Here is a 16,274-nt window from a genome sequence, read left to right as displayed (position 1 = left end):
CACCCGGTCAGGCGGACGCGATCGGCGTCGGCTCGGCCGCCCGGTCCAGCGGACCCTTGGTGGTGCCGATGCCTGCGGCGCGGCGGGCCTCCCGGCGGGCCACCCAGCCGTAGCCGAACAGGGACATCACCGCGAAGAGCCACCACTGCACGACGTAACCGAAGTTCTGCCAGTTGTTGGCGTGCCCGACCGGCACCGCCCTGAACGCCGGGTCGGCCGCCGGGGTCTGCTCGTCCAGCAGCAGGTAGGCGCCGTAGACCGGGTAGGGCAGTTCGCCGGCCAGCCGCGACACCCCGATCCGCCGGATCTCCAGCCGCCCGTCGCGCCGCGCCACCGCGCCGGCGCCGCTCTCGGTCTCGTGCACCCGGCCGACCACCGTCACGTCGCCGGTCGGCACGGCGGGCAGCTGCGGCTGGGCGGTCGCCCCACCCGGCGCCGGCGGAATCCAGCCCTGGTCCACCAGCAGCGCCGTGCCGTCGGCGAGCACCAGGGGGGTGAGCACCTCGAAGCCGACCCGGCTGTCCACCGTTCGGCCACGGACCAGCACCGTGTTCGTCGGGTCGTACCGGCCGGTGGCGGTGACCCGCGTCCAGACCTTGTCCTTGGCGGGGGCCGGGCCGACCGTTCCGGGGCCGCCGGCGGGGGCCCGCAGCGCGTTGGCCAATGGCGCCGGGGCCATCCGCTGGCCCGCGTCGATCCGCTCGTTGACCTCGGTACGCCCCCGGTAGCGGTCCAGCTGCCAGTTGCCGAGGAACACCATGACGGCGGCGGCAACCAGGGTCAGCGCGAGAGCGCCCAGCCAACGTGGGCTCAGCAGGAACCGGTACACGGCACCGAGGCTACTCGTATGACCGGCGCCACTGACCTGGACCGGGCCGGATCCGCGCCGGGAGCGGGCCACCGGCCCCGGTTGGCGGTGCTCGCGTCTTCAGCCGGACGGGTATCGTCACGCCGACGGATCGGCCCCGGTCGTCCCGTCGCGTACCCGCCGCCGCTCGCGAGGAGTCGATGATGACCGTCGTGCCGCGCCTGGTGCTCAGCGCGCCGTCCTCCGGGCACGGAAAGAACGCGCTGGCGATCGGGCTGCTCGCCGCACTGGCCGAGCGGGGGGTCGACGTCGCCGGGTTCAAGCTCGGGCCGGACCACGTCGACGCCGCCTACCTCGGCCTCGCCGCCGGTCGACCGGGTCGGGTGATCGATCCCCGGCTGGTCGGCGTCGACCGGCTGGCCCCGCTGGTGGCGCACGGCGCCGCCGGTGCCGGGCTCGCCGTCGTGCAGGGCAGCATGGGGCTGTACGACTCGGTCGGCGGCCGCCCGGAGCAGGAGTCCACGGCCGCCGCGGCCGCCGCGCTGCGCAGCCCGGTGGTGCTCGTGGTCGATGTGGCCGCGATGGGTCAGTCGGTGGCGGCCCTGGTGCACGGTTTCCGCTCGTACGACGAGCAGTTGTGGCTCGGCGGGGTGATCCTCAACCGGGTGGCGTCCTCGCGGCACGAGGGCATGCTGCGCGAGGCGTTGGACGACGTGGGCGTGCCGGTCTACGGCGCGCTGCGTCGCCACGATCTGCCGGCGGTGCTGCCGTCGCGGCGGCATGGTGTGGCGCCGGTGGTCGACGGGTCCGCCGACGCCGTCCGCGCGGTCCGCCGGCTGGGCGAGGCCGTCGCCGCCACGGTCGACCTGGAACGGCTGCTCGGGCTGGCCCGCTCCGCCCCGCCGCTGCCGGCCCCGGCCTGGTCTCCCGAGGAGGCCCTGGGTGCGCTCACCGCCCCGGCGGACCGCCCGCTGGTGGCACTGGCGGGTGGGCCGGGCGGCAGTTTCAGCCACCCGGAGACCGCCGAGCTGCTGCGGGCCGCCGGTGCCGAGGTGGTCACCGTCGACCCGTTGCGCGACGAGGCGTTGCCGGTCGGCACCCGCGCGCTGGTCGTCGGCGGTGCGCTCCCCGAGGCGTACGCCGAGCAGTTGTCGGCCAACCGGCGGCTCTGCATCGCGGTGGCCGAGTTGGCGCGTACCGGGCGTCCCGTGGTCGCCGAGGGCACCGGGCTGCTCTGGTTGGCCCGGGAGTTGGACGGGCTGCCGATGTGCGGTGTCCTGGACGCGGTCGGCGTCAGCCGGGACGGCCTGGTGGTGGGTTACCGGGAGGCGACCGCCCAGACCGACAGCGTGGTCGCCGCCCAGGGCACGGTGCTGGTCGGCCACAAGGCGCACCGTGCGGTGCTCACTCCCCGTGCCGGTCAGCGCCCGGCGTGGAACTGGGATGGTGGCGCGCCGGAGGGCTTTGTCTGGCGCAACGTGCACGCCTCGCAGCTCACCCTGCACTGGGCCGGTCATCCGGCGACGGCGGCCCGGTTGGTCGCCGCGGCGGCGGCCGACCCGACGCACGAGGTGGTGCCCGCGCAACCCGGCGAGGTGTCGGTGTGATCGGTCAGGTGGCGGTGCGCCGATTCCCGGCGTTGACCGTCTCCACCCCGCGCACGGAGGTGCGTCGGCTCACCGCGGCGGACGCGGCGGCGGCCGGGGAGATCTTCGCCGACAAGTTGACCCGGCGCTGGCTGCCGCTGCCCGACGACTCGGGCCCGATCGACGGGCACGCCTGGTGCACTGATCTGGCCCGACAGCGGCGGGACAGCGGTGAGGGTGACCACTACGCGGTGCTCCGGCGCGAGGACGACCAGGTGGTGGGCTCGTTGTGGACGCGGCGCACCGACTGGGGCGCCCGTCTCACCGAGATCTCCTATGCGATGGCGTCGCACGCGCGTGGCTTCGGCCTTGCCGCCGAAGCCGTGGACGCGGTGGCCATCGCGCTGATCCTGGAGCACGGCTTCCAACGGGTCGAGCTGCGGGTGGCGCCCGGCAACCTGGCCTCGCGCCGGGTCGCCGAGAAGGCCGGGTTCAGCTACGAGGGTCTGCTGCGTAACGCCGGGTTCGTCGGCGGCGGCCGGGTGGATCTCGAGCTCTGGTCGTTCGTCGCCGCCGACCTGCGCTGACCCGCGCCGGGTCAGCCGACGATGGCCTCCGATGGCGGGGTGAACTGGCGGGTCGGTGTGCCCTTCAGCCCGTCGCGCAGGGTTTCCGCGACCGCGGCGATCGGGATCTGGGACTGCCCGTCACCGACCGCGTTGAACGGGTTGTCCGGGTCGGAGATGAAGCTCGCCGCGGCCAACTCCGGGGTGTAGCCGACGAACCAGGCGGACCGGGTGCTGTCGGTGGTACCGGTCTTGCCGGCCACTGGGCGCCCGACCGTACCCCGGACGCTGTCGGCGGTGGACCAGCCGCCGCAACTGCCGCGCGCCGGGGTGTCCCCGGTTGGGCAGCGGGCCGCGTCGGTGGCCGCACGAGCGGCGTCCGCGCTGACCACCTGCCGGCAGCGTGGCTTGGCCACCTCACGATGGATGCCGCCCGGGGTGGTGTACGTGGTCGGCGTGCCGTCCCGGTTCATGATCGCCTGCACCGGGATCGCCTCGCAGTAGCGGCCGTCGGCCGCGACGGCGGCGTAGGCGTTCGCCATCTCCAGCGGGGTGGCGTCGGAGACGCCCAGGGTGAATGCGCCCCACTTCGACGCTTTCGTGGGCGAGGCATGGTCCCGGTCCACGTCGGTGCGCCAGCGTAGCCCGAGCTGCTCCGCCAGCCGTACCGCCCGCTCCGCGCCGACCTTCTCCTCCAGCCACACGAAGTACGTGTTGACCGACTTGCCGAAGCCGGACCACATGGTCTGCTGGCCGGTCATCGCGCCGCTGGCGTTGGAGGGCGCCCAACCGTCGTAGACGGCCGACTGGTAGCGGTACGGGGCGTTGAACGTCGTCGAGAGTGTCATCCCCGAGTCGAGCGCGGCCAGCATCGGGAACATCTTGAACGTCGACCCGGCCTGGTAGCCCGCCAGGTCACCGCCGCCGAGCAGCGGCGCCACCGTGTTCGGGTAGTTGGCCTTCACCTTCGGCCCGGCCTCGGGGTTGGAGCTCTGCGGGTTCTCGTTCAGGTCCAGCGAGTACGTCCGGTTCACCGCCATCGCCTTCACCCGCCCGGTGCCCGGCTCGGAGACCACGATCCCGTTGGCGAACGGGCTGCCGGTTGCCTCCTTGGCGCCGACGTTCTTCTCCGCCGCCTCCTGGATTTTCGGATCGATGCTGAGCACGATCCGGTAGCCGCCGCGGCGCAGCTTGTCCATCCTTTCCAGCCGGTTCGCCCCGAACGCGGGTTGCGCACTCCACCAGTTCTTCAGGTAGTCGCAGGCGAAGCCCCAGCTGTTGTACTTCTCCGCCACCGCGGCGCAGTCGTGCGGCGGGGTCGTCAGCTTCAGCCGGATCGGCTCGGACTTGGCGGCGGCGGCCGAGTCGGGGGAGAGGTAGCCGAGCTGGTTCATCCGGTCCAGCACGTAGTTGCGCCGCGCGGTGGCCTCCTTCTGGTCGGAGTCGGCCGGGTCGTACTCGGACGGGGACTTGACCAGCCCGGCGAGGGTGGCGGCCTCGACCGGGGTGAGGTCCTTCGGGGTCTTGGAGAAGAAGATCTCGCTGGCCGCGTAGATGCCGTACGCCCGGTGCCCGAAGTACGCCGAGTTCAGGTAGCGCTCCATGATCTGTTCCTTGCTTATCTCCTTCTCCAGGTCCAGCGCCATCCGCATTTCCTTGACCTTGCGCAGGCTGGTCTGCTGGGTCGCTTCCTGGACCTCCTTGGGCGTGGTCGCGCTGTCCCGCAGGGCCATCCGGACGTACTGCATGGTCAGCGTGGAGGCGCCCTGGGAGCCGCCGGAGCGGGCGTTGGACACGAAGGCGCGGGCCACGCCCTTCGGGTCGACGCCGTGGTGCTGGTAGAAGCGGGAGTCCTCGGCCGCGACGATCGCCTGCTGGATGTTCGGCGACATGTCCGACAGCTTGGTGTACTGCCGGTACTCCTCGTAGAACATGGTCAGCACGGTCTTGCCGTCCGGGGCGTAGAGGTACGAGGTCTCGGCGGGCAGGGCGGTGGTCAGCACCCTGGTCTTCTGCTCCACGGCGTGCGCGGTGGCCTTCGCGCCAAGCCCGGTGAGGGCGACCAGTGGGTACGCGGCGGCGGCGATCACGATTCCGGCGATCAGTCCGGCGCGGAGAAGAGGGACGAGTCGACCAGCGGTAGCAAGGGGTCGTTTGCTCACGTAGCCAAGTTATGACATTTCCGATTCGTACATGAGAACAACTCTTAAACCGACGGGTGGTGACGTGGCTTACGCCGCGATCGACTGTCCCGCCGGTCACCTTCCCGGCAGGATCGCGGACATGTGTGATCAGTCGAGCGGGGTGGCACCGGTGGCCGGGGTCGAGCCGACGGCTGCCCCCGAGCCAGACCTGACGCACCACGGTGACGTGGAGGTCGGCGACGGCCTGATCGACCTCGCCGTCAACGTCCGTCGGGCGCGGCCTCCCGCCTGGTTGGCCGGCCCGATCGCAGAGACCCTCACCGATCTGGCCCACTATCCGGACCCGGCGCCGGCCCGGGCCGCGGTCGCCGCCCGACACCGCCGTCACCCGAACGAGGTGCTGCTCACTGCCGGCGCCGCCGAGGGTTTCGTGCTGATCGCCCAGGCGCTACGGGGCATTCGCCGGCCGGTCGTGGTGCACCCCCAGTTCACCGAGCCGGAGGCGGCTCTGCGGGCCGCCGGACACTCGGTGGAGCGGGTGCTGCTGGACCCCGCCGACGACTTCCGACTCGACCCGTCCCGGGTGCCTGTCGACGCCGACCTGGTGATGATCGGCAACCCGACGAACCCGACCTCGGTGCTGCACCAGGCGCAGACGGTGGCCGCGCTGGCCCGCCCCGGCCGGGTGCTGGTGGTCGACGAGGCGTTCGCCGACACCACCATCGCCCCCGGGCACCCCGGCGAACCGGAGTCGCTGGCCGAGCGGCGCGACCTACCCGGTCTGCTCGTGGTGCGCAGCCTCACCAAGACGTGGGGCCTGGCCGGCCTACGGATCGGCTACCTGCTCGGCCCCCCGGAGCTGCTGTCCCGGCTGGCCGCCGTCCAGCCGCTCTGGGCCGTCTCCACGCCCGCGCTGGCCGCCGCGTCGGCCTGCGCCACCACCGTCGCGGTCCAGGCCGAACGCGCGATCGCCGCCGACCTCGCCGCCGACCGCGACTACCTGGTCGCCCGCCTCGCCGACCTGCCCGGTGTACGCGTCGTCGGCCGCCCCGCCAGCGCATTCGTCCTGCTGCACCTGCCGGGCGCGACCCCGATCCGGGCCGCCCTGCGCGAGCGGGGCTGGGCGGTGCGCCGGGGCGACACGTTTCCCGGCCTCGGCGCGGACTGGCTGCGCGTGGCGGTGCGCGACCGTAACACCACCGACGCGTTCATCGAGGTGCTGCGCGAGACCATGGAGGCATGATGCTGGAGACCACGATCGCGGCGATCCGACCGGCGGACGAAGCGGCCATGGCCGCCGCCCGGGAGTTGCACGGCCGGCTGACCAAGCCGGCGGGCTCGCTGGGCGCGCTGGAGGAGCTTTCGGTACGCCTCGCGGGCCTGGCCGGGGTGTGCCCGCCACCGCTGCCCGAGCCGGCCGCGGTGGCGATCTTCGCCGGTGACCACGGGGTGCACGCCCAGGGGGTGAGCCCGTGGCCGCAGGAGGTCACCGGGCAGATGATCGGCAACTTCCTGGCCGGCGGGGCGGTGGTCAACGCGTTCGCCCGGCAGGCCGGCGCCTCGGTCACCGTGGTCGACGTCGGTGTGGCCAACCCCCTGCCCGCTCAGCCCGCCGCCGAGGCGGTCGTCCTCGACCCGTCCGCGCCCCGACTGGTCGTCGCGTCCGTCCGCCGGGGCACCCGCGACCTCGCGGTGACCGCCGCACTCACCCGGGACGAGGCGCTGGCGGCGGTGCAGACGGGGATCCGGATCGCCGACGAGCTGATCGACGCCGGGGCCGGCATCCTGCTCACCGGTGACATGGGCATCGGCAACACCACCCCGGCCGCGACGCTGATCGCCGCGTTCACCGGTGCCGACCCGCTCGACGCCACCGGCCGGGGCACCGGGGTCGACGACCCGACGTACGCCCGCAAGGTGGGGGTGGTGCGGGCCGCGCTGGCCCGACACGCGCCCGACCCGGTCGACCCGCTGGGTGTCCTGGCCGCCGTCGGTGGCCTGGAGCATGCCGCCCTGGCCGGGCTGATCCTGGGTGCCGCCGCCCGCCGCACGCCCGTGCTGCTGGACGGCGTGATCGCGGTCTCGGCCGCGCTCGCCGCCGCCGCGTTCGCCCCGGACGCGGTTTGCGCCATGGTCGCCGGCCACCGTTCGTCCGAGCCGGGCGCGACGGTGGCACTGCGGCACCTCGGCCTCGACCCGCTGATCGACCTGGGGCTGCGCCTCGGCGAGGGCACCGGTGCCCTGCTGGCGTTGCCCGTGGTCACCGGCGCGGTCCGGGTGCTGCACGAGGTTGCCACCTTCGACTCCGCCGGTGTGGCCGAGAAGTGACCACGCGCAGCGAGCGAGCCGCCCGGCTCGGTGGTGCGGCGTGACCACCAATCCGTACCCCCTCGGTTTGCGGCTCGACGGGCGGCGGGTGGTCGTGGTGGGCGGTGGTGCGGTCGCCACCCGGCGCGTGCCCGCGTTGCTGGACGCCGGTGCGGACGTCCTGCTGGTGGCACCGGAGCTGACCCCGGCGCTGCGCGCCCGCGCCGACGCCGGCCGACTGCGCTGGGTGCCGCGTCGGTTCGCGCCCGAGGATCTGGACGGGGCGTGGCTGGTCCAGGTGGCGATCGACGACCCGGCCGCAGCGGAGTCGGTCAGCGTCGCCGCAGCCGAACGGCGGATCTTCTGCGTCCGGGCCGACGACCGGACGGCCGCCACGGCCTGGACCCCGGCGGTGACCCGCCATGGCCCGGTCACCGTGGCGGTGCTCGGCGGCGGCGACCCCCGCCGTGCGATGAGCGTCCGCGACGCGATCCGCGACCTCCTCGCCGCGCGGGAGGGCCCTCTGCTGGGCGGCCCCGTCGTTGACACCGCTGGTGGGCGGGTGGCGCTGGTCGGGGCGGGGCCGGGTGACCCGGAACTGATCACCGTGAAGGGCTGGCGCCTGCTCACCGAGGCCGACGTGGTCGTCGCCGACCGCCTGGTGCCCGGGCTGCTCCTCGACGAGTTACGTCCCGACGTCGAGCTGGTGGACGCCTCGAAGATCCCCTACGGCCCGTCCCGGGCCCAGGACGAGATCAACCAGATCCTGGTCGACCGTGCCCAGGCTGGCGCTTTCGTGGTCCGGTTGAAGGGCGGCGATCCGTACGTCTTCGGCCGTGGCGGCGAGGAACTGCTGGCCTGCGCGGCTGCCGGTGTGCCGGTGACCGTGGTCCCCGGGGTGACCAGCTCGATCGCCGCCCCCGCAGCGGCCGGTATCCCGGTCACCCACCGGTCGGTGGCGCACGAGTTCACCGTGGTCTCCGGGCATCTGGCACCCGACTCGCCAGCCTCCCTGGTGCGCTGGGAGGCCCTCGCGGGCCTGCGCGGCACCCTGGTGATCCTCATGGGGCTGAAGAACCTCGCCGCCATCACGGCCACCCTCATGGCGCATGGCCGGCCGCCGGAGACGCCAGCCGCCGTCGTCCAGGAGGCCACGACGGGCGCCCAGCGGGTGCTGCGATCGACGCTCGGCGCGGTGGCCGACGACGTACTCACGGCCGACGTGCGGCCGCCCGCCGTCGTCGTGGTGGGAGACGTGGTGGGCGCGCTCGACGGCTGAGGACCCGGCGTGCGGGCCAGCGCGGCCCTGGGTGGCGCCGCCGGCACGAGGATCGGATGGTCCCCCGGCGCGCTTTGCTCTGCTTCACCCCACGCAACACGACGAACATGTTTGTGTTGCGTGGAGTGAAGCAGAGCAAAGCGGAGGGCGAGGGTGGTGGCGGTGGCGCTCGGGTGACCGGTATCAGCCGGTGCGGCCACCGACTGACGGGGCTGGATCGACTGACGGGGCCGGAGCGCAAGCGCTCCGGCCCCGTCGTCGTACGAGCGGTCGACTACTGCTTGAGCATGTTGTCCAGCAGCAGGGCGCAGCGGATCAGACCGAGGTGGCTGTAGGCCTGCGGGTGGTTGCCCAGGCCGCGCTCGGCGAGCGGGTCGTACTGCTCGGGGAGCAGCCCGGTCGGGCCGGCGGTGAGCACCATCTGCGCGAACAGTTCCTCGGCGTCGGTGCGGCGGCCGGTGCGCAGGTACGCCTCGATCAGCCACGCCGTGCAGATGTGGAAACCGCCCTCACGGCCGGGCAGGCCGTCGTCCCAGTGGTACCGGTAGACGACCGGGCCGCTGCGCAGGTCCGCTTCGATGCGAAGGACGGTGGACAGGAAGCGCGGGTCGTCACCCGGGAGCAGGCCGGAGAGCCCGATCCAGAGCGACGAGGCGTCCATGTCCTCGTCGCCGTACGCGACGCTGTACGCCTCGACGTCTTCGTGCCAGCCGTGCTCCAGCACGTTGGCGCCGATCCGGTCGCGCAGGTCCTTCCACTCGGGCCGGTCCTCGCCGCCGTGCTCGCGCATCACGTGCAGCGCCCGGTCGACGGTCATCCAGCACATCACCTTGGAGAAGACGTGGTGCCGAGGTGGCAGCCGGGCCTCCCAGATGCCGTGGTCGGGCTCGTGCCAGCGCCGCCGGACCGCCTCGACCATGTTGTCCAGGACCCGCCACTCGTCGTCGCGGACGGAGCCGCGAGCGTCGGCGACGGCCGCGATCAGGTCGGCGATCGGGCCGAAGACGTCCAACTGCAGCTGGTGGTTGGCGAGGTTGCCGACGCGGACCGGCCGGGAGCCGGCGTACCCGGGCAGCGTGTCGATGACCGCCTCGGCGCCCAGCTCGTAGCCGTCGATCGTGTAGAGCGGGTGCAGTCGCTCCGGGTGGCCGCCGGTGCGCTCGATGCAGCCGTCCACCCAGCGCAGCAGCGCCTCGGCCTCCTCGATGGAGCCGAGGTCGACCAGCGAGCGGGCGGTCAGCGCCGCGTCGCGCAGCCAGCAGTAGCGGTAGTCCCAGTTGCGGACGCCGCCCAGCTCCTCGGGGAGCGAGGTGGTCGCCGCGGCCAGGATCGAGCCGGTGGCCTCGTGACAGAGCCCGCGCAGGGTGAGCGCACTGCGGGCGACCAGGTCACGGGCGGTGGACGGCAGCCGTAGCGAGGCCACCCAGTCCTTCCACGGCTGCTCGGCGGCGGCCTGCCGCTCGTGGATCGGCACCCGGTGGTGCTCCAGGCTGTGCGTGCCGAAGCGCAGCTCCAGCACGACCTGCCCGCCGGCGGCGGAGAGGTCGACGATCGCCTTGGCGGTCTCGTACCCGCCGTCGTTGCCGACCTCCCACTCCAGACCGGGAGAGTAGAGCGCGATCGGCTCGTTGGAGCCGAGCACCAACAGGCCGTCGCCGAGCGGCTGCAACTGCACGGCGACCTGACCGAACTCGGGCCTCGGCGCGAACTCCACCCGGGCCTTGCCGCTGCCGGTGAGCACCCGGATCAGGGTCGAGTCGCCGGTGACGACGGTCGGGCCTTCCGGGGTGGTCTCCCGGGCCGGCTTGTCCAGCCAGTCGGTGACGGTGAGCCCGGACCACCGGGTCTCCACGGTCATCGTGCCGGAGCGGTAGCGCTGGCCCAGCGGGATGCCGCCGCGTTCCGGGGCGACGCTGAAGTGACCGGCGGGGCTGCCACCGACCAGGTCGGCGAAGATCGCCGCCGAGTCCGGCTTGGGGTGGCAGAGCCAGCTCACCTTTGCCTCGGGGGTGAGCAGAGCGACCGTACGACCGTTGGCCAACATGGAGTGCCGCTCGATCGGCACCGCCCGCTCGCCGAACAACCAGTGCCGTCGGGTCTCCAGCAGTAGCGCCAACGCGCGTGCGGCCTCCAGCGGGTCGGCGACCCGGTAGTCGGCCTGGGTGTCCCCGGGGCCGATCTTGATGCCGAGGTCGGGACCGTGCAGGTGGCCGAACGCGTTCTCGTCGGTGATGTCGTCGCCGATGAACAACACCGCGCTGGACGCGAGCTGGGTGCGCAGTTGGTCGACGGCTGTGCCCTTGTGGGTGGCCACGACGGAAAGCTCGATGACCTCCTTGCCCTGGGTCACCGTGACGCCGTCGAAGGTGGCCGGGCCGTTGCGGACCGCCTCGATGGCCGCGGCGGCCACCTGTGGGTCGACCCCGCGGGTGTGCATCGCGACGCTGGCCGGCTTGCGTTCCAGCCGGATGCCCGGGTGCTCGGCGGCGATCTCGCGCAGCGCGTTTCGGACCTGGGTGCGCACCGCGACCAGCTCGGGGGAGAGCCGCTCGACGAAGCCGATGTCGAACTCGGAGCCGTGGCTGCCGACGAGGTGCACCTCGCTGGGCAGCCGGGAGAGTGCGGCCAGGTCGCGCAGCGCCCGGCCCGAGACCACCGCCACGGTGGTCTGCGGCAGCGCGGCGAGCGCGCGGACCGCCGCCACCGACTCGGGCAGCGGAACGGCCGTGCTCGGGTCCTCCACGATCGGCGCCAGCGTGCCGTCATAGTCACAGGCGATCAGGAGCTGGGGGACCCGGGCGATCCGGCCGATGGCGGAGCGCAGCTCGGGGTCCATCACCCCGGTTGCGTTTGCCGCCCCATTGTTGACGGGCGTGTTCACTCGGCCTCCGCCTCCGAAACTCCGAGCTCGGAGAGGAAAGACTTGGCCCAGTGGCCCACGTCGTGGGTACGCAGGTGACGTTGCATTGTCCGCATCCGGCGGCGTGCCTCGGTTTTCTCCACGTGCACTGCCCGGAGGAGGGCGTCCTTGACCGCGTCCGGGTCGTGCGGGTTACACAAAAAGGCCTGGCGAAGCTCGGTGGCGGCGCCGGCGAATTCACTGAGCACGAGCGCGCCACCCTGGTCGGCGCGCGATGCGACGTACTCCTTTGCCACCAGATTCATTCCGTCTCGCAGCGGGGTCACCATCATCACGTCGGCAGCAACGTACATCGCGGCCAGCTCACTGCGACTGTACGACTGATGCAGGTAATGCACGGCCGGCACGCCGACTCTGCCGAATTCGCCATTAATCCGGCCAACCTCGCGCTCTACCTTGACCCGAAGTGCCTGGTAGTGCTCGACGCGCTCCCGGCTCGGTGTGGCCACCTGCACCATAACCGCGTCGGGAACTGTCAACTTTCCGTCAGCCAACAGTTCGCGGAAGGCCTTGAGTCGCAACTCGATGCCCTTGGTGTAATCCAGCCGGTCCACGCCCAGGATTATCGTCTTCGGGTCGCCCAGCTCGGCGCGGATCTGCTTGGCCCGGGCCTGGATCGCCGGGTCGGCGGCCATCCGCTCCATCTCCTGGGTGTCGATCGAGATGGGGAAGGCGCCCGCCTTCACCTGCCGACCGTCAACCTGGATCATCTGCCCCTCGTAGCGCAGCCCGAGCAGGTGCCGGGCCAGCCGCACGAAATTCTGCGCGGCCAGCCGCTGCTGGAAACCGACCAGGTCGGCGCCGAGCAGGCCGCGCAGCAGTTCGGTGCGGAACGGCATCTGCATGAACAGCTCGATCGGCGGGAACGGGATGTGCAGGAAGAACCCGATCCGTAGGTCCGGGCGCAGCTCACGGAGCATCGCCGGCACCAACTGGAGCTGGTAGTCCTGCACCCAGACCGTCGCGCCCTCGGCCGCGACGTCCGCCGCGGCCTCCGCGAACCGCGCGTTGACGAGGCGGTACGCCTCCCGCCAGCGGCGCTTGTAGGCCGGCGTCTCCACCGCGTCGTGGTAGAGCGGCCAGATGGTCGCGTTGGACTGGCCCTCGTAGTAGCGCTCCAGTTCCTCGGCGCTGAGGGGGACCGGGTGCAGCCGGATCCCCTCCAGGTCGAACGGCTCGGGGGCTGCGCCGGTGCCACCGGCCCAGCCGACCCAGGTCCCCTGGTGTTCGGCGAGCACGGGATGCAGCGCGGTGACCAGCCCGCCGGGGCTGCGTCGCCACTGCCGTCCCTCGGGTGTGCTCACCTCGTCGACCGGCAGACGGTTCGCCACTACGACAAAGGAGCTACGGACGGTCACGATCGGCCACCTCCGGGTGCTGACGGGTCCACCGCGATGAGCGTACTGAGCGTAGCTGCGGCCCCTGGTGCCCCGTGCCGGAGTCTCCTACCCGCCACGTACTCGCCAAATCCTGAAGGTGATCTTGTCGACAACCGCTGATCAGAGGTCGGTGCGCCCGGCCGTCCGGCGCGACCATCCGCGAGAAATGAGCCACATGTTCGGCTCGCCCGCGTACTCCTGGGGCGGGGTGATGTGGGCGAAGCGCGCCGTACCTGTCAGGATTGACGATGGCGTGCGCGCGGCCGGCTCCCGGCCGGCGGCGGCGGGCGGTCCTCGCAGCCCGCGCCGCGCCGCCGATCAGCGACAGCAACCGACGGAGGTAGCCCGCACCGTGGCCCAGTACATCTACGTCCTGGAAAAGGCGCGCAAGGCGCACGGCGACAAGGTCGTGCTCGACAACGTCACGTTGAGCTTCCTGCCGGGGGCCAAGATCGGTGTGCTCGGTCCAAACGGCGCGGGTAAGTCCAGCCTCCTCAAGATCATGGCAGGGCTGGACAAGCCGAGCAACGGCGAGGCCCGGCTCATGCCCGGCTACACCGTCGGCATGCTCGCCCAGGAGCCCCCGCTCAACGAGACCAAGACCGTGCTCGGCAACGTCGAGGAGGCGGTTGCCGAGACCAAGGCCAAGCTGGAGCGGTTCAACAAGATCGCCGAGCAGATGGCGACCGACTACTCCGACGAGCTGATGGAGGAGATGGGCAAGCTCCAGGAGGAGCTGGACCACCTCGACGCCTGGGACGTCGACTCCAAGCTCGAACTGGCCATGGACGCGCTGCGCTGCCCGCCGCCAGACGCCGACGTGACCCAGCTCTCCGGTGGTGAGCGTCGCCGGGTCGCGCTCTGCAAGCTGCTGCTGGAAGCGCCCGACCTGCTGCTGCTCGACGAGCCCACCAACCACCTGGACGCGGAGAGCGTCTCCTGGCTGGAGCAGCACCTCGCCAAGTACGCCGGCACCGTCATGGCGATCACCCACGACCGGTACTTCCTCGACAAGGTGGCCGGCTGGATCCTGGAGCTGGACCGCGGCCGCGCCATCGGCTACGAGGGCAACTACTCGACGTACCTGGAGAAGAAGGCCGCCCGGCTCGCCATCGAGGGGCGCCGCGACGCCAAGATGAAGAAGCGGCTCACCGAGGAACTGGAGTGGGTCCGCTCCAACGCCAAGGCCCGCCAGACCAAGTCCAAGGCCCGCCTGGACCGGTACGACGAGATGGCCACCGAGGCGGAGAAGACCCGCAAGCTCGACTTCGAGGAGATCCAGATCCCGCCGGGCCCGCGCCTGGGCAGCACGGTGATCGAGGCGAACAAGCTCAGCAAGGGCTTCGGCGACCGGCTGTTGATCGACAACCTGTCGTTCTCGCTGCCGCGCAACGGCATCGTCGGCATCATCGGCCCCAACGGCGTCGGCAAGACCACGCTTTTCAAGACCATCGTCGGGCTCGAGGAGCCGACCGACGGCGCCGTCCGGGTCGGCCCCACCGTCTCCCTGTCGTACGTCGACCAGAACCGCGAAGGTCTCAACGGCGACAAGACCGTCTGGGAGGTCGTCTCCGACGGGCTGGACTACCTGATGGTGGGCAAGGTCGAGATGCCGTCGCGGGCGTACATCGCCGCGTTCGGCTTCAAGGGGCCGGACCAGCAGAAGCCGACGAAGGTGCTCTCCGGCGGTGAGCGCAACCGGCTCAACCTGGCGCTGACCCTGAAGATCGGCGGCAACGTCATCCTGCTCGACGAGCCGACGAACGACCTGGACGTGGAGACGCTGTCCAGCCTGGAGAACGCGCTGCTGGAGTTCCCCGGCTGCGCCGTGGTCATCTCGCACGACCGGATGTTCCTGGACCGCGTCGCCACGCACATCCTGGCCTGGGAGGGCGACGACCAGGACCCGGCCAAGTGGTTCTGGTTCGAGGGCAACTTCGAGGCGTACGAGAAGAACAAGATCGACCGCCTCGGCGCGGAGGCTGCCCGGCCGCACCGGGTGACCTACCGCAAGCTGACCCGCGACTGAGCGGCCGAGAAGGTGTCTGACCGGTTCGTCTACCACTGCACGCTGCGCTGGTCCGACCTGGACGCGTACGGCCACGTCAACAACTCGCGCTTCCTCACCCTGTACGAGGAGGCGCGGGTGGCGTTGATGTTCGCCGGGGGTCGGGCCTGGGGGGTGGGCTCGTTCGCCGACGGGGTGGTGATCCGCCGGCACGAGGTCGACTACCTGCGTCCGGTCGACTACGCGCTGGGTCGGGCCACCGCCGAGGCCGCGCCCACCGTCCGGATCGAGCTGTGGGTGGAGGAGATCAAGGCCTCGCGGTTCACCGTCGCCTACGAGCTGTACGACGGCGAGGTGCTGGCCAGCCGTGCCCGCTCGGTGCTGGTGCCGTTCGACCTGACCCGCCAGGTGCCCCGGCGGATCACCGCCGAGGAGCGGGAGTTCCTGCTCACGTACGCACCGCAGGGCGGCGTGGCATGACCCGGCCGGGCACGGCGGAGCCTGGCCGTGCCTCGGCGTCGACGCACGGCGTCACCGGGGTGGCGGACGCGGGTGCCTTCCTGGCCCGGCTGGTGCGGCTGGATCCGGTCGCGCCGGTCCGGCTGCGGCCAGCCGGCGGCCCTGGCCGGGTCGCTCTCTGGGCCCGGCTGCCGTGGCAGGTCCTGGTGGTCCGCACGGTGGCCGCCGGGCCGGCCGACGGCGCCGCCGAGGACGTCACGGTGGCCGCCGCGGAGCTGCTGGCCGAGCTGGAGCGTGGCGGTGCGGCCCTGCCGACGCGTCGGGACGCGCAGTGGCGGTGGCCGCTGCCGCCGGTGCGCAGCCGGCAGGTGGAGGCGCTGCCCGCCGCCGAGCTACGACGGATCGCGGACGCGGCGGCGGGCACCCTGCGTACGGCGAGCGAGCACGGCGTGGCCGGCCGCGCGGTGGGTCAGCGAGCGCTGCGCGACGCGCTGCTCGACCACGTGGCGGTGCTGGTCACCCCGGACGGGCCGCCCGCCCCGCCGGTGGAGGTGTCGCAGCGGCTGGTGCAGGGGTTGGTCCGGATGGGCTTCCTCGGTGCCGCTGACGGCCCGGCCGCCGGCCACCATGAGCCCGCCGTTCAGGTGCGGGTGGCCGGTCGTTGGGTCGGCCTGGTGGGACCATACGGAGCGGCATGGTCGCAGAAGGCCACGGATCTTGCCGTGACACCCTTGGGCCCTCGTCCGAACGGATGACCCCTGCTCATTCTTCTGGGCTGGGGCGGTCGTTGGGGGGATGCTTCAACACGGCTGTCCGGG

The 16,274-nt window shown here is 72.2% G+C and carries 12 protein-coding genes; 8 read left to right on the top strand and 4 right to left on the bottom strand.

Annotated elements, in window-relative coordinates; all coding sequences use genetic code 11:
• Positions 1–7 precede the first annotated feature (7 nt).
• Entirely contained in the window at positions 8–829 is an 822-nt protein-coding gene (locus ABZS37_RS03000; protein WP_355165129.1) for an SURF1 family protein, read from the bottom strand.
• A gap of 182 nt (positions 830–1,011) precedes the next feature.
• Here ABZS37_RS03000 and ABZS37_RS02995 point away from each other — a divergent pair, with 182 nt between their 5' ends.
• Together ABZS37_RS02995 and ABZS37_RS02990 are read left to right on the top strand one after the other, a co-directional pair.
• Positions 1,012–2,415, top strand: a complete 1,404-nt coding sequence (locus ABZS37_RS02995) for a cobyrinate a,c-diamide synthase (protein ID WP_355165128.1) — start codon at positions 1,012–1,014, stop codon at positions 2,413–2,415.
• Positions 2,412–2,981 (top strand): GNAT family protein, encoded by a 570-nt coding sequence (locus tag ABZS37_RS02990; protein ID WP_355165127.1) that lies wholly within the window; start codon positions 2,412–2,414, stop codon positions 2,979–2,981. Before ABZS37_RS02995 ends, ABZS37_RS02990 begins: the two co-directional genes overlap by 4 nt.
• An 11-nt stretch (positions 2,982–2,992) precedes the next feature.
• Here the strand turns inward: ABZS37_RS02990 and ABZS37_RS02985 are convergent, their stop codons facing one another.
• A complete protein-coding gene (locus ABZS37_RS02985) occupies positions 2,993–5,122 on the bottom strand; it encodes a transglycosylase domain-containing protein (protein ID WP_355165126.1) in 2,130 nt (709 codons plus the stop codon).
• 121 nt (positions 5,123–5,243) lie between these two features.
• On the opposite strand from ABZS37_RS02985, the gene cobC reads away from it, so the two are divergent.
• From cobC to cobA, 3 genes are read left to right on the top strand one after another with little or no spacing between them, the layout of a single operon-like run.
• Positions 5,244–6,347 (top strand): Rv2231c family pyridoxal phosphate-dependent protein CobC, encoded by a 1,104-nt coding sequence (gene cobC / locus ABZS37_RS02980; protein ID WP_355165125.1) that lies wholly within the window; start codon positions 5,244–5,246, stop codon positions 6,345–6,347.
• Positions 6,347–7,432: a nicotinate-nucleotide--dimethylbenzimidazole phosphoribosyltransferase gene (gene cobT / locus ABZS37_RS02975; RefSeq protein ID WP_355165853.1), complete on the top strand. Its 1,086-nt coding sequence runs from the start codon at positions 6,347–6,349 to the stop codon at positions 7,430–7,432. Before cobC ends, cobT begins: the two co-directional genes overlap by 1 nt.
• Before the next feature lie 40 nt (positions 7,433–7,472).
• Positions 7,473–8,690 carry a uroporphyrinogen-III C-methyltransferase gene (cobA, locus tag ABZS37_RS02970; protein WP_355165124.1) on the top strand — a complete coding sequence of 406 codons (1,218 nt, stop codon included), beginning with the start codon at positions 7,473–7,475 and terminating at the stop codon, positions 8,688–8,690.
• Positions 8,691–8,964: 274 nt separating this feature from the next.
• Here the strand turns inward: cobA and otsB are convergent, their stop codons facing one another.
• Positions 8,965–11,526, bottom strand: coding sequence for a trehalose-phosphatase (gene otsB, locus ABZS37_RS02965; protein WP_355165851.1), 2,562 nt, complete (start codon positions 11,524–11,526; stop codon positions 8,965–8,967).
• A gap of 41 nt (positions 11,527–11,567) precedes the next feature.
• Entirely contained in the window at positions 11,568–12,968 is a 1,401-nt protein-coding gene (locus tag ABZS37_RS02960; protein ID WP_355165123.1) for a trehalose-6-phosphate synthase, read from the bottom strand.
• A gap of 373 nt (positions 12,969–13,341) precedes the next feature.
• On the opposite strand from ABZS37_RS02960, the gene ettA reads away from it, so the two are divergent.
• Genes ettA through ABZS37_RS02945 form a run of 3 tightly spaced genes read left to right on the top strand, consistent with a single transcriptional unit; the run spans position 13,342 to position 16,211 of the window.
• Entirely contained in the window at positions 13,342–15,018 is a 1,677-nt protein-coding gene (ettA, locus tag ABZS37_RS02955; protein ID WP_355165849.1) for an energy-dependent translational throttle protein EttA, read from the top strand.
• A gap of 12 nt (positions 15,019–15,030) precedes the next feature.
• The gene (locus ABZS37_RS02950) at positions 15,031–15,477 is read left to right on the top strand and encodes a thioesterase family protein (protein WP_354996138.1); all 447 of its coding nucleotides are present in this window, start codon (positions 15,031–15,033) and stop codon (positions 15,475–15,477) included.
• A complete protein-coding gene (locus tag ABZS37_RS02945) occupies positions 15,474–16,211 on the top strand; it encodes a hypothetical protein (RefSeq protein WP_355165122.1) in 738 nt (245 codons plus the stop codon). The genes ABZS37_RS02950 and ABZS37_RS02945 overlap by 4 nt, the downstream gene beginning before the upstream one ends.
• Positions 16,212–16,274: the final 63 nt, after the last annotated feature.

The organism is Micromonospora sp. NPDC005413, assembly GCF_040606435.1.
Taxonomy (GTDB): Bacteria; Actinomycetota; Actinomycetes; order Mycobacteriales; family Micromonosporaceae; genus Micromonospora.
This window is presented reverse-complemented; position numbering and strand designations above follow the sequence as displayed.